The sequence below is a fragment of the Mesorhizobium sp. M0018 genome (assembly GCF_040323955.1).
In the GTDB taxonomy this organism is placed as follows: Bacteria; Pseudomonadota; Alphaproteobacteria; order Rhizobiales; family Rhizobiaceae; genus Mesorhizobium.
In genome coordinates this window covers 1-14,703 of record NZ_JAMYVL010000045.1, presented here as the reverse complement: position 1 = coordinate 14,703, position 14,703 = coordinate 1, and the positions used below count along the sequence as shown (strand labels likewise).

Annotated in this window: 9 protein-coding genes; 7 read left to right on the top strand and 2 right to left on the bottom strand. The window is 62.3% G+C overall.

What is annotated here, in order from left to right; all coding sequences use genetic code 11:
- Window positions 1-357 precede the first annotated feature (357 nt).
- From rpoB to NKJ81_RS31400, 3 genes are all read left to right on the top strand, one after another.
- Window positions 358-4,494 carry a DNA-directed RNA polymerase subunit beta gene (gene rpoB / locus NKJ81_RS31410; protein ID WP_352542835.1) on the top strand — a complete coding sequence of 1,379 codons (4,137 nt, stop codon included), beginning with the start codon at window positions 358-360 and terminating at the stop codon, window positions 4,492-4,494.
- 131 nt (window positions 4,495-4,625) lie between these two features.
- Window positions 4,626-8,822 carry a DNA-directed RNA polymerase subunit beta' gene (gene rpoC / locus NKJ81_RS31405; RefSeq protein WP_352542834.1) on the top strand — a complete coding sequence of 1,399 codons (4,197 nt, stop codon included), beginning with the start codon at window positions 4,626-4,628 and terminating at the stop codon, window positions 8,820-8,822.
- 84 nt (window positions 8,823-8,906) lie between these two features.
- Entirely contained in the window at window positions 8,907-9,572 is a 666-nt protein-coding gene (locus tag NKJ81_RS31400) for an O-methyltransferase (RefSeq protein ID WP_352503813.1), read from the top strand.
- Window positions 9,573-9,621: 49 nt separating this feature from the next.
- Here the strand turns inward: NKJ81_RS31400 and NKJ81_RS31395 are convergent, their stop codons facing one another.
- Window positions 9,622-10,551: a Gfo/Idh/MocA family protein gene (locus tag NKJ81_RS31395; protein WP_352542833.1), complete on the bottom strand. Its 930-nt coding sequence runs from the start codon at window positions 10,549-10,551 to the stop codon at window positions 9,622-9,624.
- 123 nt (window positions 10,552-10,674) lie between these two features.
- Window positions 10,675-10,956 carry a transcriptional regulator gene (locus NKJ81_RS31390; protein ID WP_254817147.1) on the bottom strand — a complete coding sequence of 94 codons (282 nt, stop codon included), beginning with the start codon at window positions 10,954-10,956 and terminating at the stop codon, window positions 10,675-10,677.
- Window positions 10,957-11,418: 462 nt separating this feature from the next.
- Between NKJ81_RS31390 and rpsL the strand changes: the two genes are divergently transcribed.
- The 4 genes from rpsL to NKJ81_RS31370 form a co-directional block, all read left to right on the top strand.
- Complete coding sequence (gene rpsL, locus NKJ81_RS31385; protein ID WP_006333356.1) at window positions 11,419-11,790, top strand: 30S ribosomal protein S12; 372 nt, start codon at window positions 11,419-11,421, stop codon at window positions 11,788-11,790.
- An 85-nt stretch (window positions 11,791-11,875) separates the two neighbouring features.
- Window positions 11,876-12,346 (top strand): 30S ribosomal protein S7, encoded by a 471-nt coding sequence (gene rpsG / locus NKJ81_RS31380; protein ID WP_008875664.1) that lies wholly within the window; start codon window positions 11,876-11,878, stop codon window positions 12,344-12,346.
- A 30-nt stretch (window positions 12,347-12,376) separates the two neighbouring features.
- A complete protein-coding gene (gene fusA, locus NKJ81_RS31375) occupies window positions 12,377-14,467 on the top strand; it encodes an elongation factor G (protein ID WP_023680448.1) in 2,091 nt (696 codons plus the stop codon).
- A 67-nt stretch (window positions 14,468-14,534) separates the two neighbouring features.
- Window positions 14,535-14,703, top strand: a 169-nt coding sequence (locus NKJ81_RS31370) for a GTP-binding protein (RefSeq protein ID WP_352541456.1), incomplete at its 3' end; no start/stop codon positions are given.

The window sequence follows — 14,703 nt, the reverse complement described above, 5'->3', positions numbered from 1 at the left end:
CGGTACCCACGCCCCCCGCGTCCATCTCCCCGCCCCCGGTGCACCCCGCGGCCCCCATGGGCAACCTGACGTACGGGTTCATTCCCGGCGGCCGGGGGCGCGCCGCCCGCCACTCCTTTCGCGTCGAAGGGAGGCTGCGTAACGCGAAGAGTGCGAAAACCTCTTTCCTGAGGGCCGCAAACCGGCCTTCAGGAAACGGGTTTTCTCCCGTTTCTGGCCCGCCGCCAATTGGCGCCGGGTGAAAAGACAAGAAGCCGCCGACAGGCGGCGGGCAACAAGGCAGGGCCGCCAAGGTGGCCCGAGATGCAAGGCGAGCCGCGGCGAGGCTCGTCCCGAGAATTGAGCTAAGGAGCGACGATGGCCCAGACCCAGACTTTCAATGGCCGCAGACGCGTACGCAAGTTTTTCGGAAAGATCCCGGAAGTTGCGGAGATGCCGAACCTGATCGAGGTTCAGAAAGCATCCTATGACCAGTTCCTGATGGTGGAGGAGCCCAAGGGTGGGCGTCCTGACGAGGGACTGCAGGCAGTTTTCAAGTCGGTCTTCCCGATTTCCGATTTTTCCGGCTCCTCGATGCTGGAATTTGTGAAGTATGAGTTCGAGGGACCGAAATTCGACGTTGACGAATGCCGTCAGCGCGACCTGACCTATGCGGCGCCGCTCAAGGTGACGCTGCGCCTCATCGTGTTCGATATCGACGAGGATACCGGCGCCAAGTCGATCAAGGACATCAAGGAGCAGGACGTCTACATGGGCGACATGCCGCTCATGACCTTGAACGGCACCTTCATCGTCAACGGCACCGAGCGCGTCATCGTCTCGCAGATGCACCGTTCGCCGGGCGTCTTCTTCGACCATGACAAGGGCAAGTCGCACTCGTCCGGCAAGCTCCTGTTTGCCGCGCGCGTCATTCCCTATCGCGGTTCGTGGCTCGACATCGAGTTCGACAGCAAGGACGTCGTGCATGCCCGCATCGATCGCCGCCGCAAGATTCCGGTGACGTCGCTGCTGATGGCGCTCGGCATGGACGGCGAAGAGATCCTGTCGACCTTCTACAACAAGATTACCTACAAGCGCGCCGGCGACCACTGGCGCATCCCGTTCAACGTCGACCGTTTCCGCGGCCTCAAGGCCGTTGGTGACCTGGTCGACGCCGACACCGGCGAAGTCGTCGTCGAGGCCGGCAAGAAGATCACCGCCCGCCAGGCCAGGGCGCTTGGCGAAAAGGGTCTCAAGGCGATCAAGGCGACCGACGAGGATCTGCTCGGCAACTACCTTGCCGAGGATATTGTCAACTACGCGACCGGCGAGATCTTCCTCGAAGCCGGTGACGAGATCGACGAAAAGACGCTGAAAGTGCTGCTTGGCACCGGTGAGGATGAGATCAAGGTCCTCGACATCGACCACGTCAACGTCGGCGCCTACATCCGCAACACGCTCAACGTCGACAAGAACGAGAGCCGCCAGGACGCGCTGTTCGACATCTACCGCGTCATGCGCCCCGGCGAGCCGCCGACGCTGGAAACCGCTGAAGCCATGTTCAACTCGCTGTTCTTCGACAGCGAGCGCTATGATCTGTCGGCCGTTGGCCGCGTCAAGATGAACATGCGGCTCGAGCTCAAGGCCGAGGATACCGTGCGCGTGCTGCGCAAGGACGACATCCTGGCCGTGGTCAAGACGCTGGTCGAACTGCGCGACGGCAAGGGCGAGATCGACGACATCGACAATCTCGGCAACCGCCGCGTGCGCTCGGTCGGCGAGCTGATGGAGAACCAGTACCGCGTCGGCCTGCTGCGCATGGAGCGCGCGATCAAGGAACGCATGTCCTCGATCGAGATCGATACGGTGATGCCGCAGGACCTGATCAACGCCAAGCCGGCGGCTGCCGCCGTGCGCGAGTTCTTCGGTTCCTCGCAGCTGTCGCAGTTTATGGATCAGACCAACCCGCTTTCGGAGATCACCCACAAGCGCCGTCTTTCGGCGCTTGGACCGGGCGGTCTGACCCGCGAGCGTGCCGGTTTCGAAGTGCGCGACGTGCACCCGACGCATTACGGCCGCATCTGCCCGATCGAGACGCCGGAAGGCCCGAACATCGGCCTGATCAACTCGCTTGCGACCTTCGCGCGCGTCAACAAATACGGCTTCATCGAGAGCCCGTACCGCAAGATCGTCAACGGCAAGCTGACCAATGAGGTCGTTTACCTCTCGGCTATGGAAGAGGCCAAGCACCACGTCGCGCAGGCCAATGCCGAGCTCGACAAGAATGGTCATTTCGTCGACGAATTCGTCATTTGCCGCAACGCCGGCGAAGTGATGATGGCGCCGCGCGAAAACGTCGATCTCATGGACGTGTCGCCGAAGCAGATGGTGTCGGTGGCCGCGGCCCTGATCCCGTTCCTGGAGAACGATGACGCCAACCGTGCGCTGATGGGCTCGAACATGCAGCGTCAGGCCGTGCCGCTGGTGCGCGCCGAAGCGCCGTTCGTCGGCACCGGCATGGAGCCGATCGTCGCCCGTGACTCGGGCGCCGCCATCGGCGCCCGCCGCGGCGGCATCGTCGACCAGGTGGACGCGACGCGTATCGTCATCCGCGCCACGGAAGATCTCGACCCCGGCAAGTCCGGCGTCGATATCTACCGGCTGATGAAGTTCCAGCGTTCGAACCAGAACACCTGCATCAACCAGCGTCCGCTGGTGCGCATGGGCGACCGGGTCAACAAGGGCGACATCATCGCCGACGGTCCGTCGACCGAGCTCGGCGATCTGGCCCTCGGCCGTAACGTGCTGGTCGCGTTCATGCCGTGGAACGGCTACAACTACGAGGATTCCATCCTCCTGTCCGAGCGCATCGTCGCCGACGACGTCTTCACCTCGATCCACATCGAGGAGTTCGAAGTCATGGCCCGCGACACCAAGCTGGGGCCGGAGGAGATCACGCGCGACATTCCCAACGTCTCGGAAGAAGCGCTGAAGAACCTCGATGAGGCCGGCATCGTCTACATCGGTGCGGAAGTGCAGCCGGGCGACATCCTGGTCGGCAAGATCACGCCGAAGGGCGAAAGCCCGATGACGCCGGAAGAAAAGCTGCTGCGCGCCATCTTCGGTGAAAAGGCCTCGGACGTGCGCGACACCTCGATGCGCATGCCTCCGGGAACCTTCGGCACCGTCGTCGAAGTGCGTGTCTTCAACCGCCACGGCGTCGAGAAGGACGAGCGCGCCATGGCGATCGAGCGCGAGGAGATCGAACGCCTCGCCAAGGACCGCGACGACGAGCAGGCGATCCTCGACCGCAACGTCTATTCGCGTCTTTCCGACGTTCTCGTCGGCAAGGAAGCGATTGCCGGGCCGAAGGGCTTCAAGAAGGGCTCGAAGCTGTCGAAGGACACGCTCGACGAGTATCCGCGTTCGCAGTGGTGGCAGTTTGCCGTGGAGAACGAAAAGCTCCAGAGCGAACTGGAAGCCCTGCGCGGCCAGTACGACGATTCCAAGAAGGCGCTCGAGCAGCGCTTCATGGACAAGGTCGAGAAGGTGCAGCGCGGCGACGAAATGCCTCCGGGCGTCATGAAGATGGTCAAGGTCTTCGTGGCCGTGAAGCGCAAGATGCAGCCCGGCGACAAGATGGCCGGCCGACACGGCAACAAGGGTGTCGTGTCGCGGATCGTTCCGGTCGAGGACATGCCTTTCCTCGAGGACGGCACGCATGCCGACATCGTGCTCAACCCGCTGGGTGTGCCGTCGCGCATGAATGTCGGCCAGATTCTGGAAACGCACCTGGGCTGGGCCTGCGCCGGAATGGGCAGGAAGATCGGCGATCTGATCGATGCGTACAAGACAGCGGGCGACATCAAGCCGCTGCGCAAGACGCTCGAGAGCTTCATGCCGGCCAACGACCGCAACGAGCCGGTCCGCGAATATGACGACGAGAGCATCGTTCGCCTCAGCGAGCAGATGCGCCGCGGCGTCTCCATCGCGACACCGGTGTTCGACGGCGCGCACGAGGCCGACATCAACATCATGCTGGAGCAGGCGGGCCTGCACACCAGCGGTCAGTCGCAGCTCTATGACGGACGCACCGGCGAGCCGTTCGATCGCAAAGTGACGATGGGTTACATATATATGCTCAAGCTTCACCACCTTGTGGACGACAAGATCCACGCGCGTTCGATCGGTCCGTACTCGCTCGTTACCCAGCAGCCGCTGGGCGGCAAGGCGCAGTTCGGTGGCCAGCGCTTCGGCGAGATGGAGGTCTGGGCGCTCGAAGCGTACGGCGCCGCCTACACGCTGCAGGAGATGCTGACGGTGAAGTCGGATGACGTCGCCGGACGCACCAAGGTCTACGAGGCGATCGTCAGAGGCGACGACACATTCGAGGCCGGCATCCCCGAGAGCTTCAATGTTCTCGTCAAGGAAATGCGGTCTCTCGGCCTCAATGTCGAGCTGGAGAACACCAAGCTCGACGACAACCCGATCCGGCTGCCCGACGCGGCCGAGTAAGCAAGACGTCCGGCCGCGGTCTTCCCGCGACCGGACGCACCAAATTCTCGGCCGATGGCCGATCAAGTCGGCGGGCGTTTGGCCCGCGCTAGATGCAAGGGGTTTTCGAGGACCCCGAAAAGGAGAACGGCATGAACCAAGAGGTCATGAATCTCTTCAATCCCCAGGCGCCTGCGCAGGTGTTCGATTCCATCCGGATCTCGCTTGCCAGCCCTGAGAAGATTCTGTCCTGGTCGTTCGGCGAGATCAAGAAGCCGGAGACCATCAACTACCGCACCTTCAAGCCGGAGCGTGACGGCCTGTTCTGCGCGCGCATTTTTGGCCCGATCAAGGACTATGAGTGCCTGTGCGGCAAGTACAAGCGCATGAAATACAAGGGCGTCATCTGCGAGAAGTGCGGCGTCGAAGTCACGCTGTCGCGCGTCCGCCGCGAGCGCATGGGCCATATCGAGCTGGCGGCACCGGTCGCCCACATCTGGTTCCTGAAGTCGCTGCCGTCGCGCATCGGCACGCTGCTCGACATGACGCTGAAGGACATCGAGCGGGTCCTCTACTTCGAGAACTACATCGTTACCGAACCCGGCCTCACCGCGCTGAAGGAGCACCAGCTGCTCAGCGAGGAAGAGTACATGATGGCCGTCGACGAGTATGGCGAGGATTCGTTCACCGCCATGATCGGCGCCGAGGCGATCCACGACCTTCTGGCCGGCATGGACCTCGAGAAGATCGCCGGCGACCTGCGTTCTGAGCTGGCTTCGACCACCTCCGTGCTCAAGCAGAAGAAATACCTGAAGCGGCTCAAGGTCGTCGAGAACTTCATGGAATCCGGCAACCGTCCGGAATGGATGATCATGAAGGTGGTTCCGGTGATCCCGCCGGACCTGCGTCCGCTTGTCCCGCTGGACGGCGGCCGTTTCGCCACGTCGGATCTGAACGACCTCTATCGCCGCGTCATCAACCGCAACAACCGCTTGAAGCGGCTGATCGAGCTGCGCGCGCCCGGCATCATCGTGCGCAATGAAAAGCGCATGCTGCAGGAAGCCGTCGATGCGCTGTTCGACAACGGCCGCCGCGGCCGCGTCATCACCGGCGCCAACAAGCGTCCGCTGAAGTCGCTGTCCGACATGCTGAAGGGCAAGCAGGGCCGCTTCCGCCAGAACCTGCTCGGCAAGCGCGTCGACTATTCCGGCCGCTCGGTCATCGTTACCGGTCCGGAGCTCAAGCTCCACCAGTGCGGCCTGCCGAAGAAGATGGCGCTCGAACTGTTCAAGCCCTTCATCTACGCCCGTCTCGACGCCAAGGGCTACTCCTCGACCGTCAAGCAGGCGAAGAAGCTGGTCGAGAAGGAGCGTCCGGAGGTCTGGGATATCCTCGACGAGGTCATCCGCGAGCATCCGGTGCTGCTGAACCGCGCACCGACGCTGCACCGCCTCGGTATCCAGGCGTTCGAGCCGATCCTGATCGAAGGCAAGGCGATCCAGCTTCACCCGCTGGTCTGCACGGCCTTCAACGCCGATTTCGACGGCGACCAGATGGCGGTCCACGTGCCGCTGTCGCTGGAAGCGCAGCTCGAAGCCCGCGTGCTGATGATGTCGACCAACAACATCCTGCACCCGGCTTCCGGTGCGCCGATCATCGTGCCGTCGCAGGACATGGTTCTCGGTCTCTACTATCTCTCGATCGTCAATCAGAACGAGCCGGGCGAGGGCATGGTGTTTGCCGACATGGGCGAACTCCAGCACGCGCTCGAGACCAAGGCAGTCACGCTGCATGCCAAGATCAAGGGGCGCTTCCGCACGGTCGACGCCGACGGCAAGGTCGTGTCGAAGATCTACGACACCACGCCTGGCCGCATGATCATCGGCGAGCTGCTGCCGAAGAACCACAACGTGCCCTACGAGACCGCCAACCAGGAGATGACCAAGAAGAACATCTCCAAGATGATCGACACCGTCTATCGCCATTGCGGTCAGAAGGAGACGGTCATTTTCTGCGATCGCATCATGGCCCTCGGCTTTAGCCATGCCTGCCGCGCCGGCATTTCGTTCGGCAAGGACGACATGCTGATCCCGGACGCCAAGATCAAGCTGGTGTCCGACACCGAGGCTTTGGCCAAGGAATACGAGCAGCAGTACAATGACGGCCTGATCACCCAGGGCGAGAAGTACAACAAGGTCGTCGACGCCTGGGCCAAGTGCTCGGAAAAGGTCGCCGACGAAATGATGGCCCGCATCAAGGCGGTCGAGTTCGAGGACAACGGCCGTCAGAAGCCGATGAACTCGATCTACATGATGTCGCACTCCGGTGCGCGCGGCTCGCCCACCCAGATGCGCCAGCTCGCCGGCATGCGCGGCCTGATGGCCAAGCCTAGCGGTGAAATCATCGAGACGCCGATCATCTCGAACTTCAAGGAAGGCCTCACCGTGCTCGAGTACTTCAACTCGACCCACGGCGCCCGCAAGGGTCTGGCCGACACCGCCTTGAAGACGGCGAACTCGGGTTACCTGACGCGTCGTCTCGTCGACGTGGCGCAGGACTGCATCGTCAACTCTCTCGACTGCGGCACCGACAAGGGCCTCACCATGCAGCCGATCGTCGATGCTGGTCAGGTCGTCGCTTCGGTTGGCCAGCGCGTTCTCGGCCGCACCTCGCTCGACGACATCACCCATCCGGTCACCGGCGAGGTTCTGGTCAAGGCCGGAACGCTGATGGACGAGCGTGACGTGGAACTGATCGAAAAGGCCGGCGTGCAGTCGGTTCGCATCCGTTCGGCGCTGACCTGCGAGGTCAGGGTCGGCGTCTGCGCGGTCTGCTACGGACGCGATCTGGCCCGCGGCACTCCCGTCAACCAGGGCGAGGCTGTCGGCGTCATCGCGGCGCAGTCGATCGGCGAGCCGGGCACCCAGCTCACCATGCGTACCTTCCACATGGGCGGCACGGCGCAGGTGGTGGATTCCTCGTTCCTTGAAGCCTCCTATGAGGGCAAGGTCGAGATCCGCAACCGCAACGTGGTGCGCAACTCCGACGGCCAGCTGATGGTCATGGGCCGCAACATGGCGGTGCTGATCCTCGACGAAGCCGGCAAGGAACGCGCCACGCACCGCGTCACCTACGGTTCGCGCATCTTCGTCGACGATGGCGACAAGGTGAAACGCGGCCAGCGTATCGCCGAGTGGGATCCTTATACCCGCCCGATCCTCACCGAAATCGAGGGCAGGGTGGCATTCGAGGATCTGGTCGATGGCATTTCCGTTCAGGAAACCGCCGACGAATCGACCGGCATCACCAAGCGCGAGGTCATCGACTGGCGTTCGACGCCACGCGGCAACGACCTCAAGCCGGCGATCGTCGTCCAGGATGCCAAGGGCAAGGTCGGCAAGCTGTCGAAGGGCGGCGACGCCCGCTTCCTGCTCTCGGTCGAGGCCATTCTTTCGGTCGAGCCGGGCGCACAGGTTCGCCCCGGCGACGTGCTGGCGCGTATCCCGATGGAAAGCGCCAAGACCAAGGACATCACCGGCGGTCTGCCGCGTGTTGCCGAACTGTTCGAGGCACGCCGTCCGAAGGATCACGCCATCATCGCCGAGATCGATGGCACGATCCGCTTCGGCCGCGACTACAAGAATAAGCGCCGTATCATCATCGAGCCGCATGACTCGACGCTTGAGCCGGTCGAATACCTGATCCCGAAGGGCAAGCCGTTCCATCTCCAGGACGGCGACGTCATCGAGAAGGGCGACTACATCCTCGACGGCAATCCGGCGCCGCACGACATCCTGGCGATCAAGGGCGTGGAGGCGCTTGCCTCCTACCTCGTCAACGAAATCCAGGAGGTCTACCGACTGCAGGGCGTGTCGATCAACGACAAGCACATCGAGGTGATCGTTCGCCAGATGCTGCAGAAGGTCGAGATCACCACGCAGGGCGATTCGACCTACATTCCGGGCGACCACGTCGACGTGATCGAGTTGGAAGAGGTCAATGAGCGCCTGGTCGAGGAAGGCAAGAAGCCGGCCGAAGGTCAGCCGGTGCTGCTCGGCATCACCAAGGCCTCGCTGCAGACGCCGTCCTTCATCTCCGCCGCTTCCTTCCAGGAGACGACGAGGGTGCTGACCGAAGCTGCGGTTGCCGGCAAGACCGACATGCTGCAGGGGCTGAAGGAAAACGTCATCGTCGGCCGGCTGATCCCGGCCGGTACCGGCGGTACGATGAGCCAGATCCGGCGCATCGCCACCTCGCGCGACGAGTTGATCATCGACGAGCGCCGCAAGGCGTCCGGCGTCGAGGTCGCCGAGCCGATGCTGACCGACATGGTTAACGCCGCGCAGTAAGCGCGCAAGCAAGAGAAGATAGAAAAGGGGCCTAAGTGGCCCCTTTTCGCATTTTGGTTCCTCATTCGGATGGGAGAAGAAACGATGAGCAGGAAGATTTGGGCTTCTGTCGACGACTACATTGTCGAAGCTCTTTTCGAGGCGGATCCCGCTCTTGATGCCGTTCTGGCGGCCAACCATGATCAGGGCCTGCCGCCTATCGACGTTTCCCCGGCACAAGGCAAGCTGCTCTCACTTCTTGCGCGAATGCAGGGAGCGAGGAAGGTACTCGAAATCGGCACATTGGGCGGTTATTCGACAATCTGGATGGCGCGAGCATTGCCGATGGACGGCAAGGTCGTGACGCTCGAGCTTGATCCGCACCACGCCAGTGTCGCGCGGTCGAACTTTGAACGGGCAGGGGTGTCTGACCGTGTGGAACTGCGGGTCGGACCGGCGCTTCAATCGCTTGCGGCCTTAGGCGCCGAGAATGCCGGGCCGTTCGACTTCATCTTCATCGACGCCGACAAGCCGAACAACCCGCACTATCTGTCCTTGGCCATGCGTCTTTCGAGGCCGGGGACCGTCATCGTCTGCGACAATGTCATCCGTGACGGCGCGGTGGTGAATGAAGATGGTCGCGACGCCAATGTCGAAGGGGCACGCGCGGCGTTCTCGTTCATCGGCAGCGACAAGCGTCTGGAAGGCACCGCGATCCAGACTGTTGGCGCTAAGGGCTATGACGGCTTTGCAATAGCGATCGTCAATTGATTTTGTGCGGTGCGCCGACCAGACCTGCGATCCGGCCGGCGCCTACTCGTCAATCGAAAAAAGCTTCCACCACATTGCGCTTGCCGAGCATGAAGGCGTCGGCGACGTGCTGCAGGGGCGCGAGATCGACGTCGGAGGTGCCGGCGCGTACGATATCGGCGAAGCGCTTGTAGAGCATCGGATATTCGGCTTCCGGCTCCTCGTGAACGACGCGGCCATCGATGGCAAGCTTTGAGCCGCCGCCAGAAAGCACCATCGATCCTGCCTCGGTATCGGCCAGGATGTCCCAGCTTTGCGGGCCGGTCTGACGCCAATCGAGTTCCATCGTCACCGGCAGACCGTTCGACGTACGGAAGGCGATATGGGCGGCGATGGGGGCCGCGCGGTTTTCGGGGAAATCGAGTTCTGCCGAGCTGATGAACATCGGCGGCAGGATGTGGGTAGCGATCGACAGCGCGTTGATGCCGGGATCGAACACGCCAAAGCCGCCGGGAGCCCAGATCCATTCCTGATTCGGATGCCAGCGGCGCACGTCTTCTTTCCAATTGATGGCGGCCGACCTGATCGTTGTCGATCCAAGGAATGCGCGCGCAGCTTCGACAGCCGGCGCATAGCGTGAATGCCAGCTGGCGAACAGGCAGACGCCGTTCGCTGTCGCCAGCGCCTTCAGGTCTTCGACCTCGCTGACCGTGGCGCCGGGCGGCTTTTCCAGGAAAATATGCTTTTTCGCCGCCAGCGCCAAGCGCGCGGCGTCGTAACGAAACTGCGGCGGCATGCACAGCGACACCGCCTCGAGCTCCGGCGTTGCGTCGAGCATCGCCTCGATCGTCGGGAAGTTCGGGATGTCCTCGACTTTGCCATGGCGGCTGGCTGCAGCAACCAGGCGATAATCTTGGTCCTTCGCCAGCGCCGGCAGATGCTGGTCACGGACGATCTTCCCCACGCCGACGATGCCGAGCTTGATGGGATTAGAGGACATGGGAGCTCCGCAGGTTGAGTGTGCTTGGTTTTGCCAGAGGTCGCTTCTTAGCAGAGAACTTGTGCCGGGCAAGTCGCCGGGCTTTGTCGCCGGCCCGTGAGATCGACCGCGATTCAGATCTCTTCAGATCGGCACATCGAACGTCACGATCGACACTTCGCCTTCGAGCGCGCCCTGATAGGCGGACAGATGCGGCTCCTCGTCCGGCACGCCGTCCAGGTCGCCGATCTGATCGAGCTCTGCCTCGGCATAACCTTCGGCGGCAAGCGATTCGAGAGCGCGGCGCACCGCCGAATCGTCGTCCGGTGCGACCAGCATCACATGCACGCCTTCCGGCTTGCCACCTTTGCGCTTCCACACCCGGCCGGTAATAATGGTGACCGGGCGCTCCTCATTGTCATTCACGGGTTCGTACCTCCGGGCGAGGGGGTTTGGGCTGCTCATGCCGCCTTTTCGCACGAAGCACGGCCTGGAAACAGCCGCAAGCCGGTCACTTTCTGGCTTCCTCTTGAAAAACGGCGCAAGAAAATTACATGCGCTTTTCGCATGGCTGCCACGCCTCGGGTTCAGCGCAATATTTGCCGCTCCGGGGTTGACGGACAGTGGCCATACGAGTAGAAGCCGCCCAGTCAGAACCGATGTGAGGCTCTTGCTTCCGAAGCGACACGCTTTGGAGTTTGCCTCAAACAGGGTTCGTTTTACGAGCGAAAAGACATTTCCGGCGTGCACGAAGCGGCTTCCGCTTCCTCTGCCATTTGTTCGGGCAAGACCGCGAGGCGCGGTTTGTGGCCCGAATTTGCGTATGGAAGTGACGCTTTGAGCGGCCCTGACCGGGCGAGATACGGAATTGAGAGACAAGAGGGTTTAATGCCTACCGTCAACCAGCTGATCCGCAAGCCGCGCATTGCGCCGGTGAAGCGCAACAAGGTCCCGGCCATGCAGCAGAACCCGCAGAAGCGGGGCGTCTGCACGCGCGTCTACACCACGACGCCGAAGAAGCCGAACTCGGCGCTGCGCAAGGTGGCCAAGATCCGCCTGACCAATGGTTTTGAAGTGATCGGTTACATCCCCGGCGAAGGCCACAACCTTCAGGAGCACTCGGTGGTGATGATCCGCGGCGGTCGCGTCAAGGATCTTCCGGGCGTCCGTTACCACATCATCCGCGGCGTGCTCGACACGCAAGGCGTGAAGAACCGCAAGCAGCGCCGTTCGAAATACGGCGCCAAGCGTCCGAAGTGACCGAAGCGTAGCCAAGGTCGTTCCGGGCGGCGTCAAGCGACGATCCGGGATCCAGGCCACCGCGTAGAATTGAGGCAGAGAAAAAATGTCCCGTCGTCACAGTGCAGAAAAGCGTGAGATCAATCCGGACCCCAAGTTCGGCGATCTGATCGTCACCAAGTTCATGAACGCCGTCATGTATGACGGCAAGAAGTCGGTTGCCGAGACCATCGTCTACGGCGCGCTCGACCAGGTTCAGTCCAAGACCAAGCAGGAGCCGGTCACCGTCTTCCATCAGGCGCTCGACAATGTCGCGCCGCATGTGGAAGTGCGTTCGCGCCGCGTCGGCGGCGCCACCTACCAGGTTCCAGTCGATGTGCGCCCCGAGCGCCGTCAGGCATTGGCCATCCGCTGGTTGATCGCCGCCGCCCGCAACCGCAACGAGACCACTATGGTCGACCGCCTCTCCGGCGAGCTGATGGACGCGGCCAACAACCGCGGCACCGCCGTCAAGAAGCGTGAAGACACCCACAAGATGGCAGAAGCCAACCGCGCTTTCGCGCACTACCGCTGGTAAAGCGCGAACGAGACTGAAGAGGCACCTCCCATGGCCCGCGAATATAAAATCGAAGACTACCGCAATTTCGGTATCATGGCGCACATCGACGCCGGCAAGACGACGACCACCGAGCGCGTCCTCTATTACACGGGCAAGTCGCACAAGATCGGCGAAGTCCACGACGGCGCTGCCACCATGGATTGGATGGAGCAGGAGCAGGAGCGCGGCATCACCATCACGTCGGCCGCGACCACGACCTTCTGGAAGGGTCGCGACGGCAAGATGCACCGCTTCAACATCATCGACACCCCCGGCCACGTCGACTTCACCATTGAAGTCGAGCGTTCGCTGCGCGTGCTCGACGGCGCCATTGCGCTGCTCGATGCCAATGCCGGTGTCGAGCCGCAGACGGAGACCGTCTGGCGCCAGGCCGACAAGTATCGCGTGCCGCGCATGATCTTCTGCAACAAGATGGACAAGATCGGCGCCGACTTCTACCGCTCGGTCGAGATGATCGGATCGCGCCTCGGTGCGCATGCCGTCGTCATGCAGCTGCCGATCGGCGCCGAGACCGAGTTCAAGGGTGTCGTCGACCTCGTCGAGATGAACGCGCTGGTCTGGCGCGACGAGACGCTGGGCGCTGCCTGGGACATCGTCGAGATCCCTGCCGACCTCAAGGCTCGTGCCGAAGAATACCGCGAGAAGATGATCGAGGCCGCCGTCGAAATGGACGAGACGGCGCTCGAGAATTACCTCGAAGGCAAGATGCCGAGCAACGACGAGATCCGTGCGCTCATCCGCAAGGGCACGATCGCGGTGAAGTTCTATCCGATGTTCTGCGGCTCGGCCTTCAAGAACAAGGGCGTGCAGCCGCTGCTCGACGCCGTCGTCGAATATCTGCCGTCGCCGGCCGATGTCCCGGCCATCAAGGGCGTCGACGCCAAGACCGACGCCGAGATCGAGCGTCATGCCGACGACAACGAGCCGCTGTCGATGCTTGCCTTCAAGATCATGAACGACCCGTTCGTCGGTTCGCTCACCTTTGCCCGCATCTATTCGGGCAAGCTCACCAAGGGCATCTCGGTCGACAACACCGTGAAGGGCAAGAAAGAGCGCATCGGCCGCATGCTGCAGATGCATGCGAATTCGCGCGCCGACGTCGAAGAGGCGTTTGCCGGCGACATCGTCGCCCTCGCTGGCCTCAAGGACACCACCACCGGCGACACGCTCAGTGATCCGCTGCATCCGGTCATCCTCGAGCGCATGGAATTCCCCGATCCGGTCATCCAGATCGCCATCGAGCCGAAGACCAAGAACGACCAGGAAAAGATGGGTCTCGCCCTTCACCGCCTGGCCGCCGAGGATCCGTCCTTCCGCGTCAAGACTGACGAGGAATCGGGCCAGACGATCATTTCCGGCATGGGCGAGCTTCACCTCGACATCATCGTCGACCGCATGCGCCGCGAGTTCAAGGTCGAGGCCAATGTCGGCGCGCCGCAGGTGGCCTACCGCGAGACGATCACCCGCAAGCACGAGCAGGACTACACGCACAAGAAGCAGACCGGCGGTACCGGCCAGTTCGCCCGCGTCAAGATCCTGTTCGAGCCGAATCCGGAAAGCAGCGAATTCGAGTTCGAAACCAAGATCGTCGGCGGCGCTGTGCCGAAGGAATACATCCCCGGTGTCGAAAAGGGCATCAACAGCGTCATGACCTCGGGCCCGTTCGCCGGCTTCCCGATGATCGGCGTCAAGGCGACGCTGATCGATGGCGCCTACCACGACGTGGACTCGTCGGTTCTGGCCTTCGAAATCGCCGGCCGCGCCTGCTTCCGTGAAGCAGCCCCCAAGCTTGGCGTGCAGTTGCTCGAGCCGATCATGAAGGTCGAAGTGGTGACGCCGGAAGATTACGTCGGCAGCGTTATCGGCGACCTGAACGGCCGTCGCGGCCAGATCCAGGGCCAGGAAGCCCGTGGCGTGGCTGTGGTCATCAACGCGATGGTGCCGCTCGCCAACATGTTCAAATACGTGGACAACCTTCGCTCGATGAGCCAGGGCCGCGCGGCCTACACGATGCAGTTCGACCACTACGAGCCGGTCCCGACCGCGGTCGCCCAGGAAGTCCAGAAGAAATACGCGTAACTCGAAACGAGTTGCATCAGTAACTTAATTCAAGGCCCGCACGGGCTGGCAGGAATGGAGAGATCACATGGCAAAAGGTAAATTCGAGCGCACTAAGCCTCATGTGAACATTGGCACGATTGGTCACGTCGATCATGGCAAGACGTCGCTGACGGCGGCGATCACCAAGTATTTTGGCGAATACAAGCGCTACGACCAGATCGATGCGGCGCCCGAAGAGAAGGCGCGCGGCATCA

Excerpts from the sequence above, each read along its gene's own strand:
- rpoB (WP_352542835.1), top strand. The coding sequence starts at position 358 with ATGGCCCAGACCCAGACTTTCAATGGCCGCAGACGCGTACGCAAGTTT.
- rpoC (WP_352542834.1), top strand. The coding sequence starts at position 4,626 with ATGAACCAAGAGGTCATGAATCTCTTCAATCCCCAGGCGCCTGCGCAG.
- NKJ81_RS31400 (WP_352503813.1), top strand. The coding sequence starts at position 8,907 with ATGAGCAGGAAGATTTGGGCTTCTGTCGACGACTACATTGTCGAAGCT.
- NKJ81_RS31395 (WP_352542833.1), bottom strand. The coding sequence starts at position 10,551 with ATGTCCTCTAATCCCATCAAGCTCGGCATCGTCGGCGTGGGGAAGATC.
- rpsL (WP_006333356.1), top strand. The coding sequence starts at position 11,419 with ATGCCTACCGTCAACCAGCTGATCCGCAAGCCGCGCATTGCGCCGGTG.
- rpsG (WP_008875664.1), top strand. The coding sequence starts at position 11,876 with ATGTCCCGTCGTCACAGTGCAGAAAAGCGTGAGATCAATCCGGACCCC.
- fusA (WP_023680448.1), top strand. The coding sequence starts at position 12,377 with ATGGCCCGCGAATATAAAATCGAAGACTACCGCAATTTCGGTATCATG.